Source organism: Winogradskyella eckloniae, assembly GCF_013249045.1.
GTDB lineage: Bacteria > Bacteroidota > Bacteroidia > Flavobacteriales > Flavobacteriaceae > Winogradskyella > Winogradskyella eckloniae.
This window is the reverse complement of the sequence record NZ_JABRWP010000009.1, coordinates 119575-134269: the sequence shown is the minus strand read 5'-3', so window position 1 is coordinate 134269 and position 14695 is coordinate 119575. Positions and strand designations below refer to the sequence as shown.

Annotated in this window: 13 protein-coding genes; 10 read left to right on the top strand and 3 right to left on the bottom strand. The window is 31.2% G+C overall.

What is annotated here, in order from left to right; genetic code table 11:
- Nucleotides 1-79 precede the first annotated feature (79 nt).
- The 5 genes from HNV08_RS14315 to HNV08_RS14295 all read left to right on the top strand — a co-directional run bounded on the left by HNV08_RS14315 (nt 80) and on the right by HNV08_RS14295 (nt 4942).
- Nucleotides 80-970 carry an aldose 1-epimerase family protein gene (locus HNV08_RS14315; protein ID WP_173282040.1) on the top strand — a complete coding sequence of 297 codons (891 nt, stop codon included), beginning with the start codon at nt 80-82 and terminating at the stop codon, nt 968-970.
- A 49-nt stretch (nt 971-1019) separates the two neighbouring features.
- Nucleotides 1020-1463: a hypothetical protein gene (locus tag HNV08_RS14310; RefSeq protein ID WP_173282039.1), complete on the top strand. Its 444-nt coding sequence runs from the start codon at nt 1020-1022 to the stop codon at nt 1461-1463.
- Between the two features lie 150 nt (nt 1464-1613).
- Nucleotides 1614-2396, top strand: a complete 783-nt coding sequence (locus HNV08_RS14305; RefSeq protein ID WP_173282038.1) for a hypothetical protein — start codon at nt 1614-1616, stop codon at nt 2394-2396.
- 171 nt (nt 2397-2567) lie between these two features.
- Nucleotides 2568-3350 (top strand): DUF6090 family protein, encoded by a 783-nt coding sequence (locus HNV08_RS14300; protein ID WP_173282037.1) that lies wholly within the window; start codon nt 2568-2570, stop codon nt 3348-3350.
- Between the two features lie 242 nt (nt 3351-3592).
- On the top strand, nt 3593-4942 hold the full coding sequence (locus HNV08_RS14295) for a DEAD/DEAH box helicase (protein ID WP_173282036.1): 1350 nt from the start codon (nt 3593-3595) through the stop codon (nt 4940-4942).
- Between the two features lie 350 nt (nt 4943-5292).
- On the opposite strand, the gene HNV08_RS14290 is transcribed toward HNV08_RS14295, so the two are convergent.
- Together HNV08_RS14290 and HNV08_RS14285 are read right to left on the bottom strand one after the other, a co-directional pair.
- Entirely contained in the window at nt 5293-6120 is an 828-nt protein-coding gene (locus tag HNV08_RS14290) for a mechanosensitive ion channel family protein (protein ID WP_173282035.1), read from the bottom strand.
- A gap of 190 nt (nt 6121-6310) precedes the next feature.
- Entirely contained in the window at nt 6311-6904 is a 594-nt protein-coding gene (locus HNV08_RS14285; RefSeq protein ID WP_173282034.1) for an RNA polymerase sigma factor, read from the bottom strand.
- 647 nt (nt 6905-7551) lie between these two features.
- Here HNV08_RS14285 and HNV08_RS14280 point away from each other — a divergent pair.
- From HNV08_RS14280 to HNV08_RS14260, 5 genes are all read left to right on the top strand, one after another.
- Nucleotides 7552-8142: a hypothetical protein gene (locus tag HNV08_RS14280; protein WP_173282033.1), complete on the top strand. Its 591-nt coding sequence runs from the start codon at nt 7552-7554 to the stop codon at nt 8140-8142.
- A 187-nt stretch (nt 8143-8329) separates the two neighbouring features.
- Nucleotides 8330-9004, top strand: coding sequence for a TetR/AcrR family transcriptional regulator (locus HNV08_RS14275; protein WP_173282032.1), 675 nt, complete (start codon nt 8330-8332; stop codon nt 9002-9004).
- Between the two features lie 4 nt (nt 9005-9008).
- A complete protein-coding gene (locus HNV08_RS14270) occupies nt 9009-10667 on the top strand; it encodes a peptidase domain-containing ABC transporter (RefSeq protein ID WP_173282031.1) in 1659 nt (552 codons plus the stop codon).
- 10 nt (nt 10668-10677) lie between these two features.
- Nucleotides 10678-12027, top strand: a complete 1350-nt coding sequence (locus HNV08_RS14265; RefSeq protein ID WP_173282030.1) for an HlyD family secretion protein — start codon at nt 10678-10680, stop codon at nt 12025-12027.
- Between the two features lie 3 nt (nt 12028-12030).
- Entirely contained in the window at nt 12031-13437 is a 1407-nt protein-coding gene (locus tag HNV08_RS14260; protein WP_173282029.1) for a TolC family protein, read from the top strand.
- 66 nt (nt 13438-13503) lie between these two features.
- On the opposite strand, the gene fabV is transcribed toward HNV08_RS14260, so the two are convergent.
- Nucleotides 13504-14694: an enoyl-ACP reductase FabV gene (fabV, locus tag HNV08_RS14255; RefSeq protein WP_173282028.1), complete on the bottom strand. Its 1191-nt coding sequence runs from the start codon at nt 14692-14694 to the stop codon at nt 13504-13506.
- Between the last annotated feature and the right edge of the window lies 1 nt (nt 14695).

Sequence of the window (14695 nt, the reverse complement as noted above, 5' to 3'; positions counted from 1 at the left end):
AAAATTTCGATGGATAAATAGTAATTTTACTAGTGAAGAAATATCAAGAATTGTATATTTCAGAAAAAAATAAGAAGGCATGTATAGTTTAAAAAACGACATCTTACAAATTGGCATTAAACCTAAAGGTGCTGAATTATGTAATATTACTTCAGTAAAAAATAACAGAGAATTTTTATGGCAAGCAAACCCTGAATTTTGGGGAAGTCATGCACCAAATCTGTTTCCTATTATTGGCTGTATGAAAGATGATAGTTATATCTACAATAGCAAATTATACCATATGCCAAAGCATGGTTTTGCGAGACATAACGATAATTTTGTAGTTAAAAATCAATCCGATTCTAGTATTACATTTAGCCTATCATCTAATGACGATCTGTATGAGCTATATCCATTTTTGTTTGAGTTTGAGATTACTTATACACTTTCAGAAAATATACTAACCATTAATCATACAGTGACAAATCGTGATAGAAAGACCATGTATTTCTCTTTAGGCGGACATCCTGCGTTTAATTGTCCACTCACTAAAGATGAAGATTACACTGATTATTTTTTAGACTTTGAACATCAGGAAAACAGTGAATCGTATCTATTAAATATGGAAAACGGATTATTAACCAACGAAACAAAACCTGTGTTTGCTGAAGGTCATAAAATTAATTTAAGACCCGATTTATTTAATGCAGATGCTTTAATTTTTAAAGATTTAAAATCGAGGGTTGTAAGCTTAACACACAAAACAAAAGGCAAAGTCTTAACTGTTAACTTTAGAGGTTTTAAGCAATTAGGGATTTGGGCAAAACCAAATGCACCTTACGTTTGTATTGAGCCTTGGTTAGGTATTGCTGATAATGAATTTACAGACCAAAAGATTGAAAATAAAGAAGGCGTTTTGAGTTTAAAATCTGGTGCTATTTTTGAAGCCAGCTATAGCATTGAAATAGAAAAAAGCCTTTTATCTTAATTACAGATTAAAATTGCATATTACTTATATATTGAAGTTGTAGCACATTATGAAAACAGTCCTTTCTCTATTATGTCTTCTATCCTTACTAAGCTGTATACCTGAACCAGAAGTGCGTAATGATCAAGAAACACTGAAAACAATCTTTGCGGAAAATCAGTATCGAATTAAAGTTGAAACTTGTGGATGTTTTGGATGTGGAACTTATATTTTTAACGTTGATAAAATTGGAGATATAGCAACAATCTCAAATGCATCTGGTACAGAAAAAATTGAGGTTATAAATGATAGTCTAGATAGTTTCAAATATTTTATGTCTGAACGTATTGGTCAAACTATAGGGAAAGACATGCCTTTATGTACAAGCAGCTATCAATTTCAAGTTGACAATGGTAAATTTGCAGTTACCTTTTCTGATGAAATATGCTCTGAATGGGACAAACTGAATGATATAATTGCATTAAAGTCTATTCCTGATAGTATGGATTATTAAAATAACGTGCCACAACACCGTGTATAATTAATTGCTTGGTCACTGCCGACTTACGAAAATTCCGCTGGAATTTTCTATCTGTGATTTATTTGCTAACTTTAGTGCTTAAACCACGCAACAAACCATATACAACAACGTTATGCTCCATCTATGAAAAAACTAATAGCATATTTTATAATTTTGGTTTTTTGGACAAGTAATGTATTCTCTCAAGTACAATACGATGTGAAAAAAGTTTTAGAAACTAAAGATTTCACACAATTTAAAAAACTATCTCTTAATTTAACTGACCGAAAAAAGAATATATGTTCACATTGGAAATCTATAAGAGATTTGACCTATAATTATAAAGAAGGAATTTTCTTTTTTGAAAAATCAGTCCCAATCAAAGACAAACCAGGAAATTCTTCTGTTTACACATACAGAGTTAGAATAATTACTACGAATACCGAAATTGTTTTTTATGAGTTAACCGAAAAGAAAAATAAAAAGGTAAAAGGTAAATGGGAACCTTATTTTGAAATAATAGATACATTTAAAGATGAAGTCGATTATGCGAATTTCAAAAAGGAATTTAAGACTATATTTCTAACTGAAATTAATGAAGAGGAATTATTCACAACTGATTTTGTTTATGGATCGAATTGTGGCATCGCTGGAATGAACCCAAGTGGCAGAATAAATATTAATAAACTAATCGATAAAAAAGACAAATCCGGAATTATAGAATGGCTAAAATCAACAATTACGGAAAAACAGATATATGCTATTGATGCTCTATATCAACTAAAAAATTGCGGAATAGTATTAACTGAAGATGAATTGAAAATGGTTGAATTCGTTTCTAATAAAGATGGAAGTATCGAAACGTGTTCAGGCTGTTCTTTTTATGGCAGAGGAATTAAAGAAGTGACTGAACAATTTGAATTTTGAAAAAGACGAAAGCGCAACACCACATATAATCAACTGCTTTTTAATCACTTACCAACAAAAATTCCTTCAAAATTTTCTCGCGTTCGTTTTTGTTTACTAAATTAGTTGCTGAATCACACAACGACATCATACATAAAATCGTTTAGTTTCATTAACAGAAACCGCTAACCAATGATAAAATTCTTTAGAAAAATTAGACAAAAACTATTAACTGAAAATAAACTCAGTAAATATTTAGTTTATGCTATTGGAGAAGTTATTCTCGTTGTAATTGGTATTCTTATTGCCTTGCAATTAAATAATCATAACGATACAAAAAAAAACAAAGGTTATGAAAAGGACTACCTTGACAGAATACAATTAGATATTAAGCAGGACATAGCAGAATTAGAACAGCTTTTTAAAGGAGATACGATTCAATTAGATGCTTATACTTATTTGGGACGTTATTTGCTGTCAGATTCAAAAGTCACAGACTCCATATCACTAGTCACAAAGTCAAGTAAAGTTTTTGGAATCCATTGGTTTGAAGGTAAAAATATAGTTTTTGACGACATGAAATCGTCTGGAAAAACAGGACTCATTACTTCAGGTTCTTTAAGAAATAGTATTCAATATTACTACAGATTATTTGATGAAGTCATAAAGGAAGAGAGCGTACACAATAATTCCATCTTAAAATATAATAATACTATTTATCCATTTTTCGAAACAGGTGCTGGAGCAGACCTTGGGATGCCAGAAAGATGGAAAGAAAACGCGATTGAAAAATCATATAATAAATATTATAATTCTCTCATAAACTTAGATGAAGACCAAAAGAAAATAATTTCTGACAATTTTGGCTTAGCAAAAGCTAACATTTTACTAAATCATAAAGTGCGACTGTTACTACACAAAGAAGGACTAAAGACAATTAAGGCTATTGATGCTTATTTAAAACAAGAAAAATAACGAAAGCACAACAAACACAAGACTTTTTCTAATAATTTGACCCTAAGATTATTCATTTCAATTTTGATTTTTCAGCTGATAAGTTCGATATCAAATAATATCAAAAAAATAAGGGTTTTAAAGCATTTGTAAACAATTATTATAATGCTGAAAAAGAACCAAAGTGACGAAATGCTTTAAAATACACATAAGTATAAATCACTTAAAATTATTAGTAGTAGCTTTGCACAAAACTTTGCAACGTGACTTTTCAAGACCTTAATTTAAATACACCTTTATATAACGCCTTAGACGATTTAGGGTTTACTACACCTACTCCAATACAAGAAGAATCTTTTAGTGTTGTCGCGTCTGGTAAAGATGTTGTTGGTATTGCACAAACAGGTACTGGTAAAACATTAGCCTATATGCTACCTATTTTAAGGAATCTTAAGTATTCTAGACAAGATAATCCTAGAGTTTTGGTTTTGGTACCTACTAGAGAATTAGTAGTACAAGTGGTTAGTGAGATTGAAAAATTCTCAAAATACATTAACAATCGTGTGCTTGGTGTTTATGGTGGTACCAACATTAATACACAAAAACAAGCTGTGGCACAAGGCCAAGATATTATTGTAGCGACACCAGGACGTTTATACGATTTAGCCGTAAGTAGAGTGTTGCAATTAAAATCGGTTCAAAAATTAGTGATTGATGAAGTTGATGTAATGCTAGACTTAGGGTTTAGACACCAATTGATGAATATTTTTGATATTCTTCCGCAACGCAGACAAAACATTATGTTCTCGGCAACGATGACTAAAGATGTTGACGAATTAATTACCGATTTTTTCACCAATCCTACTAAAATATCAATTGCTGTTTCTGGTACACCTTTAGAAAACATTAAACAAGAGCGATACGATGTACCTAACTTTTACACTAAAGTGAATTTGTTAGAACATTTACTTCATGATAAAGAGGAATTTTCTAGAGTTCTAATCTTTGTGGCTTATAAGAAAATGGCCGACCGTTTGTTTAATCAGCTCGAAGACTTATTTCCAAGTGAATCTTGTGTTATTCATTCTAACAAAACGCAGAATTACAGATTACGTAGTATAGAACAATTTAGAGAAGGCGAAAACCGATTACTGGTTGCCACAGATGTCATGGCTAGAGGTTTAGATATTGAAGGGGTTTCGCATGTTATTAATTTTGACACACCAGATTACCCAGAAAACTATATGCATAGAATTGGTAGAACTGGTAGAGCAGAACAACAAGGCCATTCTATTTTATTATCTACAGACAAAGAACAAGAAGGATTAGAACGCATTGAAACTTTAATGCAAATGAAGATTGAAACACTTGAGATACCTGAAAGCGTTGAGATTTCTACAGAACTTATTGAAGAAGAACGACCTCAAATTAGAGAGCGTAACAATCCAACAAAACGCAGTGATACTCATAAGCCAGGACCAGCTTTTCATGAAAAATCCGAAAAGAATTCTAAAGAAAACTTAGGAGGTTCTTATAAATTTAAGATGGCTGCGAAATATAAAAAGCCAAAAACTAGAGGCGACAAAAATTACAATCGTAGAAACAAGAAATAGTTTTTCTTTGTTGTCATCTTACATTTCACCTTGTGCTTAGATCACTTTGCATTCAATTTTTAGTTCTCACAATTACAATAAAACCAAACTAAACGAGAAGAGATTCACGTTTTATCGTGATTTGATGCTCTTTAGACCAATTTCACTTGGTTTTTCACAAAAAAATAGGATTTTTATAACTTGTCGATTTTTCAATTCAATATTTCGAAACGTTCTTAATATTACATAAACCTTTATAGACATTAAATAAAAAAACCCTATTCAATTTAATGAAAAGGGTTTTATATACCTCAAGTACATGCAGGATCGCATTCCACGTTAACACAGAATCTATGACCCTAACCTCATAGTTAATCCTGCATTTGTACTTGATTTTCTATTAAATCTCTAATAGGAACAATTAATTTTCCTTTTGAGTTTTTTAATATCACTGAAATGCTTTGCACAGCATCAATTGTATAAGTTTCATTATTGAACGTTATATTCTGCCCAACCTCAAACGTCTTACGTGCATAAAACGTATTTAACAATTTACCTACAACCTCTCTCGCACCTAACCCAAAAGCAATAGCAAAGGCTAGCAAGAAGGCTGCAATTATCATGTTTATATTATTAGAAATTATCTCTGTATCAATGCCAGCCTGATTCAATGCCGTCACAGAAATAAACGTTAACAATAAGAAAAACACAGCTTGGCTAATAATTTTACCACCAGACAAATCCATTGATTCAAATAGTGATTTTAATCCATTTTTAACAAAGTTTGCAAACAACAGACCTATGATAAAAATAACAATAGCAGAAAACAGTTTTGGCAAATAAGAAATTAAATCACTGATTTGTTTGGTAATAATTTCTAATCCCATTATATCAGACGCTGTTACCAGCAATACGATATACATTATATACTTAATAGCTTTTGAAACAACTTTTGCCGTATTAAAGTTAAGCTGCTTACCTTCTATTATTTCTATTTCATTAATTTTCTCATCTAGCTTATGCGTCTTAGCTAATTTTAAAAGTTTCTTTATAATTTTTACAATTAACTTCGTCACAATCCAACCAATAATTAGAACTATAAGTGCACCAATTATGTTTGGAAATATTTTAGTAATCTCAAACCAAATATTGGTTAAAGATTTCATCGCCACTTCTGAAAATTCATTCATTTTATCCATTCTAATAATTTTGTGTTAGGGTTTTATTAGTCTTTATTTTTTTCTCTTACTACTTACACTGTCTATTATATAACCAAGATTATACGAAAAGAGTTCGGCTAATTCCATAAATAGCTTCGCCATGGCAATATCATGCATAACTTTCCCTTTCAGTTCCACTGGAACTTCCTTTAAAGGTTTGTCTATTTGATTAAATGGATTTTCCATCTTTTGTATACTTATCGTACTTCTGTACTAGTTTTTCTTTAGCTCTTTTTAATCGCATTTTTACTGCGCTTTCTCCAATATCTAAGGCATCTGCTAATTCTTTTATTGATAAATTATCTTGATACTTTAGTAATAAAATCATTTTCTCGTCTGGAGATATTAATTCCATAACTTTTTTCAACTGCTCTACTCTCATGTCTTGAAACGCAACAGTAGAATCAATATCTTCTCCTATATTTTCTATATCAACATGTTCTGAACTTACAGATTTTTTTTCAAATTTCTTAGCTGTATTTCTAGTAACATAATTAACACAATGATTATATGTAAAAGCATACAACCATGTAGAAAATTTTGACTTCCCTTTAAAACTAGCAAGTTTAACAAAGACTCTTAAAAAAACATCTTGCGTTAAATCTTTTGCCTCGTCCACACCATTAGCAAATCCATAACATTTGTTATAAACCATACTTGCATATCTATCGTACAGCACCTCGAACAACATGGTGTCATTTGTTTTTACGATAGCTTCTACAAGCGATTCATCAGTTAGGTTATGAATAGCGTCTTTTGTCAAGGGTTATTTTTGGTCTAAATAATTAGTTATTAGTGTTAAGACACCTCTTTGTAAGAGAAGTCACATTTTTTTTGTTTTTTTTTCAATTCTTCAATTTTCATATTATGAAGTCATTATATATTGAGATACATTTTAATTTTCTAATATTTAAAACAAACAACAATAGCGCTAACCTACAGCTATAAATTCTATTACTTCAATACCTCTATCCAATAAAAGTTTAGACTAAACTACTAATATAATTTGAGAGTTAAAAAGTAAATTAAAACTATTATAAATTTTTAATTTACAAGCTTACACCTTCATTATAGCCAACAAAAATTTCCTATTTTTTTTTAAGGCTGTTCTATCTATTAACTTTTAGTGTTTTCATTTTTATTTTAAAAATCAATTTAAATCTACTGACATTTTAATGATGAGTTTTTTAATTTTCCTTGACAAACAATCTATTTCTAGGTTCTAAAAATACAAGACAAAATTTAACCTATTGCCAATGAAGCGATTACAATTAAAATTAAATAATATTCCTTTCATCGAACTTATAAGGTAGTCCCTTTTATTTCCGTAATAAAATTATTAACTTTAGATAATTATTAACCCAAATCTAACGTTATAATGGCAAATGCTATTATATATAAAGACGCTTAATGAGTAATTATCTACACAACACTATCCCAAACTTAAAGCCGTTTAGTTACGAACACCATCACGATACGCATTTCATTAACCAACCATGGGTTTTAGTAAACGGTATTTCAAAAAAGAAATCGGTTTACACCTTTAAGAATGATAATATTCTTGAAATTTCAAGAAAGGATAATATCATTAAAACATCTTGGACACTTAATATCCTTAATAACTTTACTATTGAAACCGAAGACGGATTAATTACGGTAGAGGCCTATTTTAAAGATGATGATATTTTAGTGCTTAACAACCAAGAAAAAGAAGAATTTGCGCTTTACATCAACACGTCTAAATATGACGAAGAATTAAATTCTATTGAAGATGTACAAACGTTTTTAAAAGAGAAATACAAAAAGAAAGTCAGCTCTATTATCTATGAACACAAATTCTACTACATAGAACAATCTAAAGAATTTGGCCCTTTTAAAGTAGAAGAATTAGCAGAAAAAGTTAAATCTGGAGAAATCAGCGCATATTGCTTTGTAAAGGATATTAATGAGTATGATTATAGCAAACGAATGCGCATTGAGGATTTAATTAAAGAATTATAATACTCCCTACAACAACCAAAGATCATTCCTTACGTCTTATGTAGTTTCTTTACATATGCTTAACATATTGTGAGCATTACTGCCTAATATCCTTACTATTTTTGATTAGTTTCTATTCTTATAAATATTTGTTAAAAATATATTTTTAATAGTATTACTATTATATTTGCAATTAAATCAATTAAGTATGATAAACTTACTTTCAAACCTTAAAATATCTGTACCAGATAAGATATATATTAAAGATCCTGAATCCTCTAATTTAGGTAAACGTATTATTGAGCATAGTATTTTATTAATAGACGATATAGGATTTGATAGCTTTACTTTTAAGAAATTAGGCGCAAAAATAGGCTCTAATGAGAGCTCTATTTATAGGTATTTTGACAGTAAACACAAATTACTTCTATACTTAACATCGTGGTATTGGGCTTGGATAGAATACCAAATGGTGTTTGCTACATATAACTTACCAAATTCTAATGAAAAATTACTTAAGGCCATAGAAATTATCACCAAAAGTATAGAACAAGATGTGACCTTTTCTCATATTAATGAAGTGGTCCTTAATAGAATAATCATTAACGAGAATTCTAAATCTTATTTAACCAAAGAAGTAGATAGTGAAAATAAAGAAGGCTACTTTATCATTTACAAACGCATGATACAGCGATTAAGAGATATGATTATTGACATAAACCCTAAATACAAATATGCAACTAGTTTGGCCAGTACAATTGTAGAAGGTGCGTTGCACCAACATTTTTTAAAAGAACATTTCATTTCGTTGACAGACTGTAATGAAACCATTACACCAACAGACTTTTTCAAAGAACTTACTCTAAACGCTATTATTAAATAATTTTATGAATTACAAAGAAATTATGTCGCCTTGGCAAAGGCTAATTGGTCTTTTAAAATTAGAAAAACGAGATGTCCTCCAAGTGGTTTATTACGCGGTGTTTTCAGGTATACTTGGCCTTACTTTACCTTTGGGAATACAAGCCATAATTAACCTGCTTCAAAGTGCACAAGTTAGCACCTCTTGGATTGTATTAGTTGTTTTAGTGACTATTGGTGTTTCATTTGTTGGTATTCTACAACTAATGCAAATGCGCATAATAGAAACCATTCAACAACGTATTTTCACAAGAGCTTCATTTGAGTTTACGTATCGTTTTCCAAAAATTAAAATGACGGAATTACGCAACAACTATCCTCCAGAATTGGCCAATCGTTTTTTCGATACATTAAATATTCAAAAAGGATTATCAAAAATATTAATAGACATTCCTGCTGCGCTATTGCAAATTATTTTTGCTTTGATTCTACTATCATTTTACCATCCATTTTTTATTGCTTTTGGGTTCCTGTTGCTCATACTTATTTACATTGTATTTAAGTTTACAGCCCAAAAAGGCATGCAAACAAGCCTTATGGAATCTAAACACAAATATAAGGTAGCGCACTGGATACAAGAAGTCGCAAGAGCTGTTGTAAGTTTTAAATTATCTGGTAAAACAAATCTAGCCATAGAAAAAAACGACGAATTGGTAAACGATTATTTAAAAGCAAGAGAAAGTCATTTTAGAATTTTAATTATTCAATTTATACAAATGATTGGCTTTAAGGTAGTTGTAACAGCTGGGCTTTTACTTATAGGAGGATTGCTAGTACTTAACCAAGAAATGAACATAGGTCAATTTGTAGCAGCAGAAATCATCATTTTATTAGTTATTACATCCGTTGAAAAACTTATTCTTGGCTTAGAACCGTTTTATGATGTACTGACTTCTCTAGAAAAAATGGGACAAATTGTAGATAAAGATTTAGAAGAACAACATGGCGAAACACCCGAATTCAAGGAAGATTTTTGTTTAGAATTAGACAATGTCTCTTTTTATATACCAGACAGAGAAGCACATATCATTAAAAATGTTTCTTTGGTCATTAAACCAAAAAGTAGACTCTTAATTAGAGGCGAAAGTGGCTCTGGCAAATCTAGTTTATTACGTCTTATTGGTGGTATTTTAGAACCTTCAAAAGGGAAAATTTATCTCGACAAATTTATGTTAGACAATATTAACCTAAATCACTTTAGGTCTAACATAGGCATGTCTTTAATAGACGAAACACCCTTTGAAGGCACTATAAAAGAAAACATAACCTTTGGAAATAAAGATATTTCTGATGATCAATTAATGTGGGCTATTGAAAACGTAGGACTCTACCAATTTGTAAAAGAAAGTCCTAAAGGCTTAAAAACGATGCTATATCCTGAAGGTAAACAAATATCATTCACCATCGCAAAAAAAATAGTTTTAGCTAGAGCCATTGTTACCCAACCTAAACTGCTCATTTTAGAAGACCCTTTAGATTATTTTGAAACTCAAGAGTTAAAAAATATCATTTCATTTTTAACTGATGAGTCAAATCCTTGGGCTTTAGTCGTAGTGAGTAGAGCTGACCAATGGACACAAAATTGCACACAAGTTGTTACCTTAAAAAAGGGAGAAATTATTTAAAAAGATTTTTATGTTAAATATATCTAATAATCAATTAAACAAATCAGTCTTACTAAGTCAAACGAAATCCGGAAAACGTGTATTTCACAACAGATACTATAAGTATTTTAATAGATTCTTATTCGTATTTACCATAATAGGAATAATCATTTTATTCTTGCCTTGGACACAGAATATAACAAGCCGAGGAAATGTAACGACACTTACACCAGACCAGAGACCACAAACGATTCAATCATCCATTCCTGGCAGAATAGATCAATGGTACGTTCGTGAAGGTGATTTTGTAAAGAAAGGCGATACTATTATTCAAATTTCAGAAATAAAAAGCGAATATTTTGATCCTAATTTAGTAGAACGCACAGCGCAACAGCGTGATGCCAAAGCCCAATCGGTTGGCTCTTATGAAGAAAAAGTAAAAGCCCTAAATAGACAAATAGCAGCATTAAGTAATGAACGTCAATTAAAGCTAGAACAAGCAAAAAACAAACTCTTACAATCGCGCTATAAAGCAAAAAGTGACAGTATAGATTTGGCAGCTGCCATAACGAATCAAAAAATTGCAAAGTTGCAATACGACAGAACAATAACATTACAAGAAGAGGGTTTTAAGGCTCTAAAAGATGTTGAAGACAAACGTTTAAAATTACAAGAAACGGAAGCCAAATTAATATCACAAGAAAATAAATTATTGGCCAGTAAAAATGAAATACTAAATGCGCAATTTGAAATATCTAGAGTAAATGCCACATATGCAGATAAGATTTCTAAAGCTCAGAGTGATAAGTTCACAGCACAATCTAGCCAATTTGATACAGAAGCCCAAGTATCAAAATTAAATAATCAATATTCTAATTATCAATTAAGAAATGATTTAAAATATATAAAAGCGCCTTTTGATGGTTACATAAATAAAGCCATAAGAGGTGGTGTTGGCCAAACCTTTAAAGAAGGCGAAGCCATTGTAGGTATTATGCCAGCACAAGTAGAATTAGCCGTAGAAACATTTGTAGAACCAATAGATTTACCGTTAATAAAACGAGGTGCAAAAGTCCGAGTACAATTTGATGGTTGGCCAGCAATCGTATTTAGTGGTTGGCCAGATATTACCTACGGAACCTATAGTGCAGAAATAGTTGCTATAGAGAATTTTATTAGTGATAACGGTAAGTTTAGAGTGCTTTTGGCACCAGATGAATCCGAGCACAAATGGCCTAAAGATATAAGAGCAGGTTCTGGCGCATACACTATGGCTTTACTAGAAGATGTTCCAATTTGGTTTGAACTTTGGAGACAACTCAATGGGTTCCCTCCTAATTATTATCAACCAGAATCTCAATCTAACGCTAAAAAGAAATAAGCAATGCGACATATAATTACGTTAGTGTTTTTTAGTTTTTCGCTGTTTACATTTTCCCAATCTACAGCATTATCTAATGTTTTGAGATTTGATGAATATTTGGGTTTTGTAAAAAAATATCATCCTATTGTGAAACAGGCAGAATTGGTTATTGACGAAAGTCAAGCGCAATTAATGAAATCTCGTGGTGCTTTTGATCCCAAATTTGAAATCGATTACAATCGCAAAACGTTTAAGAACACAGACTATTACGACAAACTTAATGGTGCCTTTAAAATACCAACATGGTTTGGCATTGAATTAAAAGCTGCTTTTGAAGAAAATACTGGTGAGTACTTAAACCCTGAAGCCTATGTCCCAGAAGACGGACTCTATAACGCTGGCCTATCACTTCCACTAGCTCAAGGTTTATTAATAAACAATAGAATGGCAGCTTTAAAACAAGCCAAACTATTTAAGGAACAAGCCAAAGCAGATAGAGACATCTATGTAAACACTATTTTATTTGAGGCCTCACTTGTATATTTTAAATGGCTACAAGCCTACAATGAATTGCTATTATTTGAAAATATATTAGAAAACGCAGACTTAAGGTATTCTGGCATTAAAAAAGGAGTCATTGTTGGAGAAAACGCTAAAATTGATGAAACGGAAGCACGCATTGCAGTAAATAATAGACGATTAGGCTTAGAACAATCTAAAGTGAAATTAATGAAAGCGGCATTAGAATTGTCTAACTTTTTGTGGCTTGAAAATAATATTCCATTAGAGCTTCAACCTCATATTATTCCAGATGTAAATTCCGAACCCATTATTGATGCTACCTTCAATATTAATACACTACAAACAGAAGCCCTTACGATAGAAGAACACCCAAAAATGCGGTCTTTAGATTATAAATTACAAGGATTAGAAGTAAATAAACGACTCAAAACCAATAAATTACTGCCTAAAATCAATTTAGAATATAATTTTCTTTCCCAAACACCAGAAACCTCAAGCTCTTTTAATACTTCAGATTACAAGAGTGGACTAAGCTTAAGTTTACCATTGTTTTTAAGAAAAGAACGAGCCGATTTAAAGCTGGCAAAAATAAAATTAATTGATACTGAATACGAAATTAATGCAACACGTGTATCACTAGAAAACAAAGTAACAGCAATAAAACAAGAACTCGATTCCTATATTAAACAAAATGAAATTACCTCAGAAATGGTATCTGATTATGAAATGATGCTCATGGCTGAGGAACGTAAATTTCAATTAGGCGAAAGCTCGTTGTTTTTAGTTAACGCAAGAGAATCTGAACTTATAGACGGCAAATTAAAGGCCATCGCCATACAGAATAAGTTTTTTAACACCAAAGCAAAGTTATTTAACAGCCTTGCCATTAACCCATTATTAAATTAATTGCCTGCAAAAAAAATAGCGAAAATCTTATCGATTTTCGCTATTTAAATATTTCAATTCTAGACGTTAGGATTGTAATCCTGGTATGGCAACCATTTCATTTACATCTTTATCGTAATCTACACCTTCAACATCAAAACCAAAAAGGTTAAAGAAGTCCGTTTTATAGCCTTCTAAATCTCCTATTTCTGGCAATGTCTCTGTTGTGGCTTGTTTCCAAAGTGCTAACACTATAGCTTGTATATCATCACGCATTTCCCAATCATCAATACGAATTCTACCAGCTTCATCTAATTGTAGGTTTTCAGCATATAGACGTTCATTAAATAAACGCTCAATTTGCTCTATACAACCTTCATGTATACCTTCTTCCTTCATTACTTTATATAATAATGAAATGTATAACGGAATTACAGGAATTGCAGAACTTGCTTGCGTTACTAACGCTTTATTTACTGAAACGTAACCTTTACCATTAATATCTTTTAAGGCTTCTGTAATTTTAAAAGCTGTGGCTTCTAAATCATCTTTTGCACGTCCAATGGTACCTTTTCTATAAACAGCTTCTGTTAAAGAAGGGCCAATATAAGAATAGGCTACGGTTTTAAAATCTTCCGACAATACGTCTTCTGACTTTAACAAATCAATCCACATTTGCCAATCTTCACCACCCATAACAGCAATGGTATTATCAATATCATCACCAGAACAAGGTGCGATAGAAATTTCTTTTACAATGCCAGTATGAAAATCTACCGTATTATTTGTAAATGTATCACCTATGGGTTTCAAAACCGATTTATAACGCTTTCCAGAATCTGGATGCGTTCTTACTGGAGAAGCCAAACTATAGATTAACATATCAATTTTTCCTAAATCGTTTTTAATTAAATCTAGGGTTTGTGATTTTACTTCATGAGAAAATGCATCACCATTAATACTTTTAGCATACAAACCATCTTTATGCGCCTGAGTTTCAAAAGCAGCACTATTGTACCAACCTGGTGAAGCCGGACGACCTTCTGTTGGTGGTTTTTCAAAAAACACACCAATTGTAGATGCTTGAGATCCGTACGCACTTGTAATTCTTGAAGCCAATCCAAAACCTGTAGATGCACCTATAACAAGCACATTTTTAGGACCATCTTTAGTTGGTTTAGATTTTATATATTCAATCTGATTTATGACATTTTGCTCACAACCTTTAGGATGTGATGTTAAACAAATAAATCCTCTTGTTTTTGGTTCTATAATCATA

What these genes read in the sequence shown, in the direction of transcription:
- HNV08_RS14270 (WP_173282031.1), top strand. Translation starts at nt 9,009, where the DNA reads ATGAATTACAAAGAAATTATGTCGCCTTGGCAAAGGCTAATTGGTCTT.
- HNV08_RS14265 (WP_173282030.1), top strand. Translation starts at nt 10,678, where the DNA reads ATGTTAAATATATCTAATAATCAATTAAACAAATCAGTCTTACTAAGT.
- fabV (WP_173282028.1), bottom strand. Translation starts at nt 14,694, where the DNA reads ATGATTATAGAACCAAAAACAAGAGGATTTATTTGTTTAACATCACAT.
- HNV08_RS14260 (WP_173282029.1), top strand. Translation starts at nt 12,031, where the DNA reads ATGCGACATATAATTACGTTAGTGTTTTTTAGTTTTTCGCTGTTTACA.
- HNV08_RS14300 (WP_173282037.1), top strand. Translation starts at nt 2,568, where the DNA reads ATGATAAAATTCTTTAGAAAAATTAGACAAAAACTATTAACTGAAAAT.
- HNV08_RS14290 (WP_173282035.1), bottom strand. Translation starts at nt 6,120, where the DNA reads ATGGATAAAATGAATGAATTTTCAGAAGTGGCGATGAAATCTTTAACC.
- HNV08_RS14305 (WP_173282038.1), top strand. Translation starts at nt 1,614, where the DNA reads ATGAAAAAACTAATAGCATATTTTATAATTTTGGTTTTTTGGACAAGT.
- HNV08_RS14310 (WP_173282039.1), top strand. Translation starts at nt 1,020, where the DNA reads ATGAAAACAGTCCTTTCTCTATTATGTCTTCTATCCTTACTAAGCTGT.
- HNV08_RS14315 (WP_173282040.1), top strand. Translation starts at nt 80, where the DNA reads ATGTATAGTTTAAAAAACGACATCTTACAAATTGGCATTAAACCTAAA.
- HNV08_RS14280 (WP_173282033.1), top strand. Translation starts at nt 7,552, where the DNA reads ATGAGTAATTATCTACACAACACTATCCCAAACTTAAAGCCGTTTAGT.
- HNV08_RS14275 (WP_173282032.1), top strand. Translation starts at nt 8,330, where the DNA reads ATGATAAACTTACTTTCAAACCTTAAAATATCTGTACCAGATAAGATA.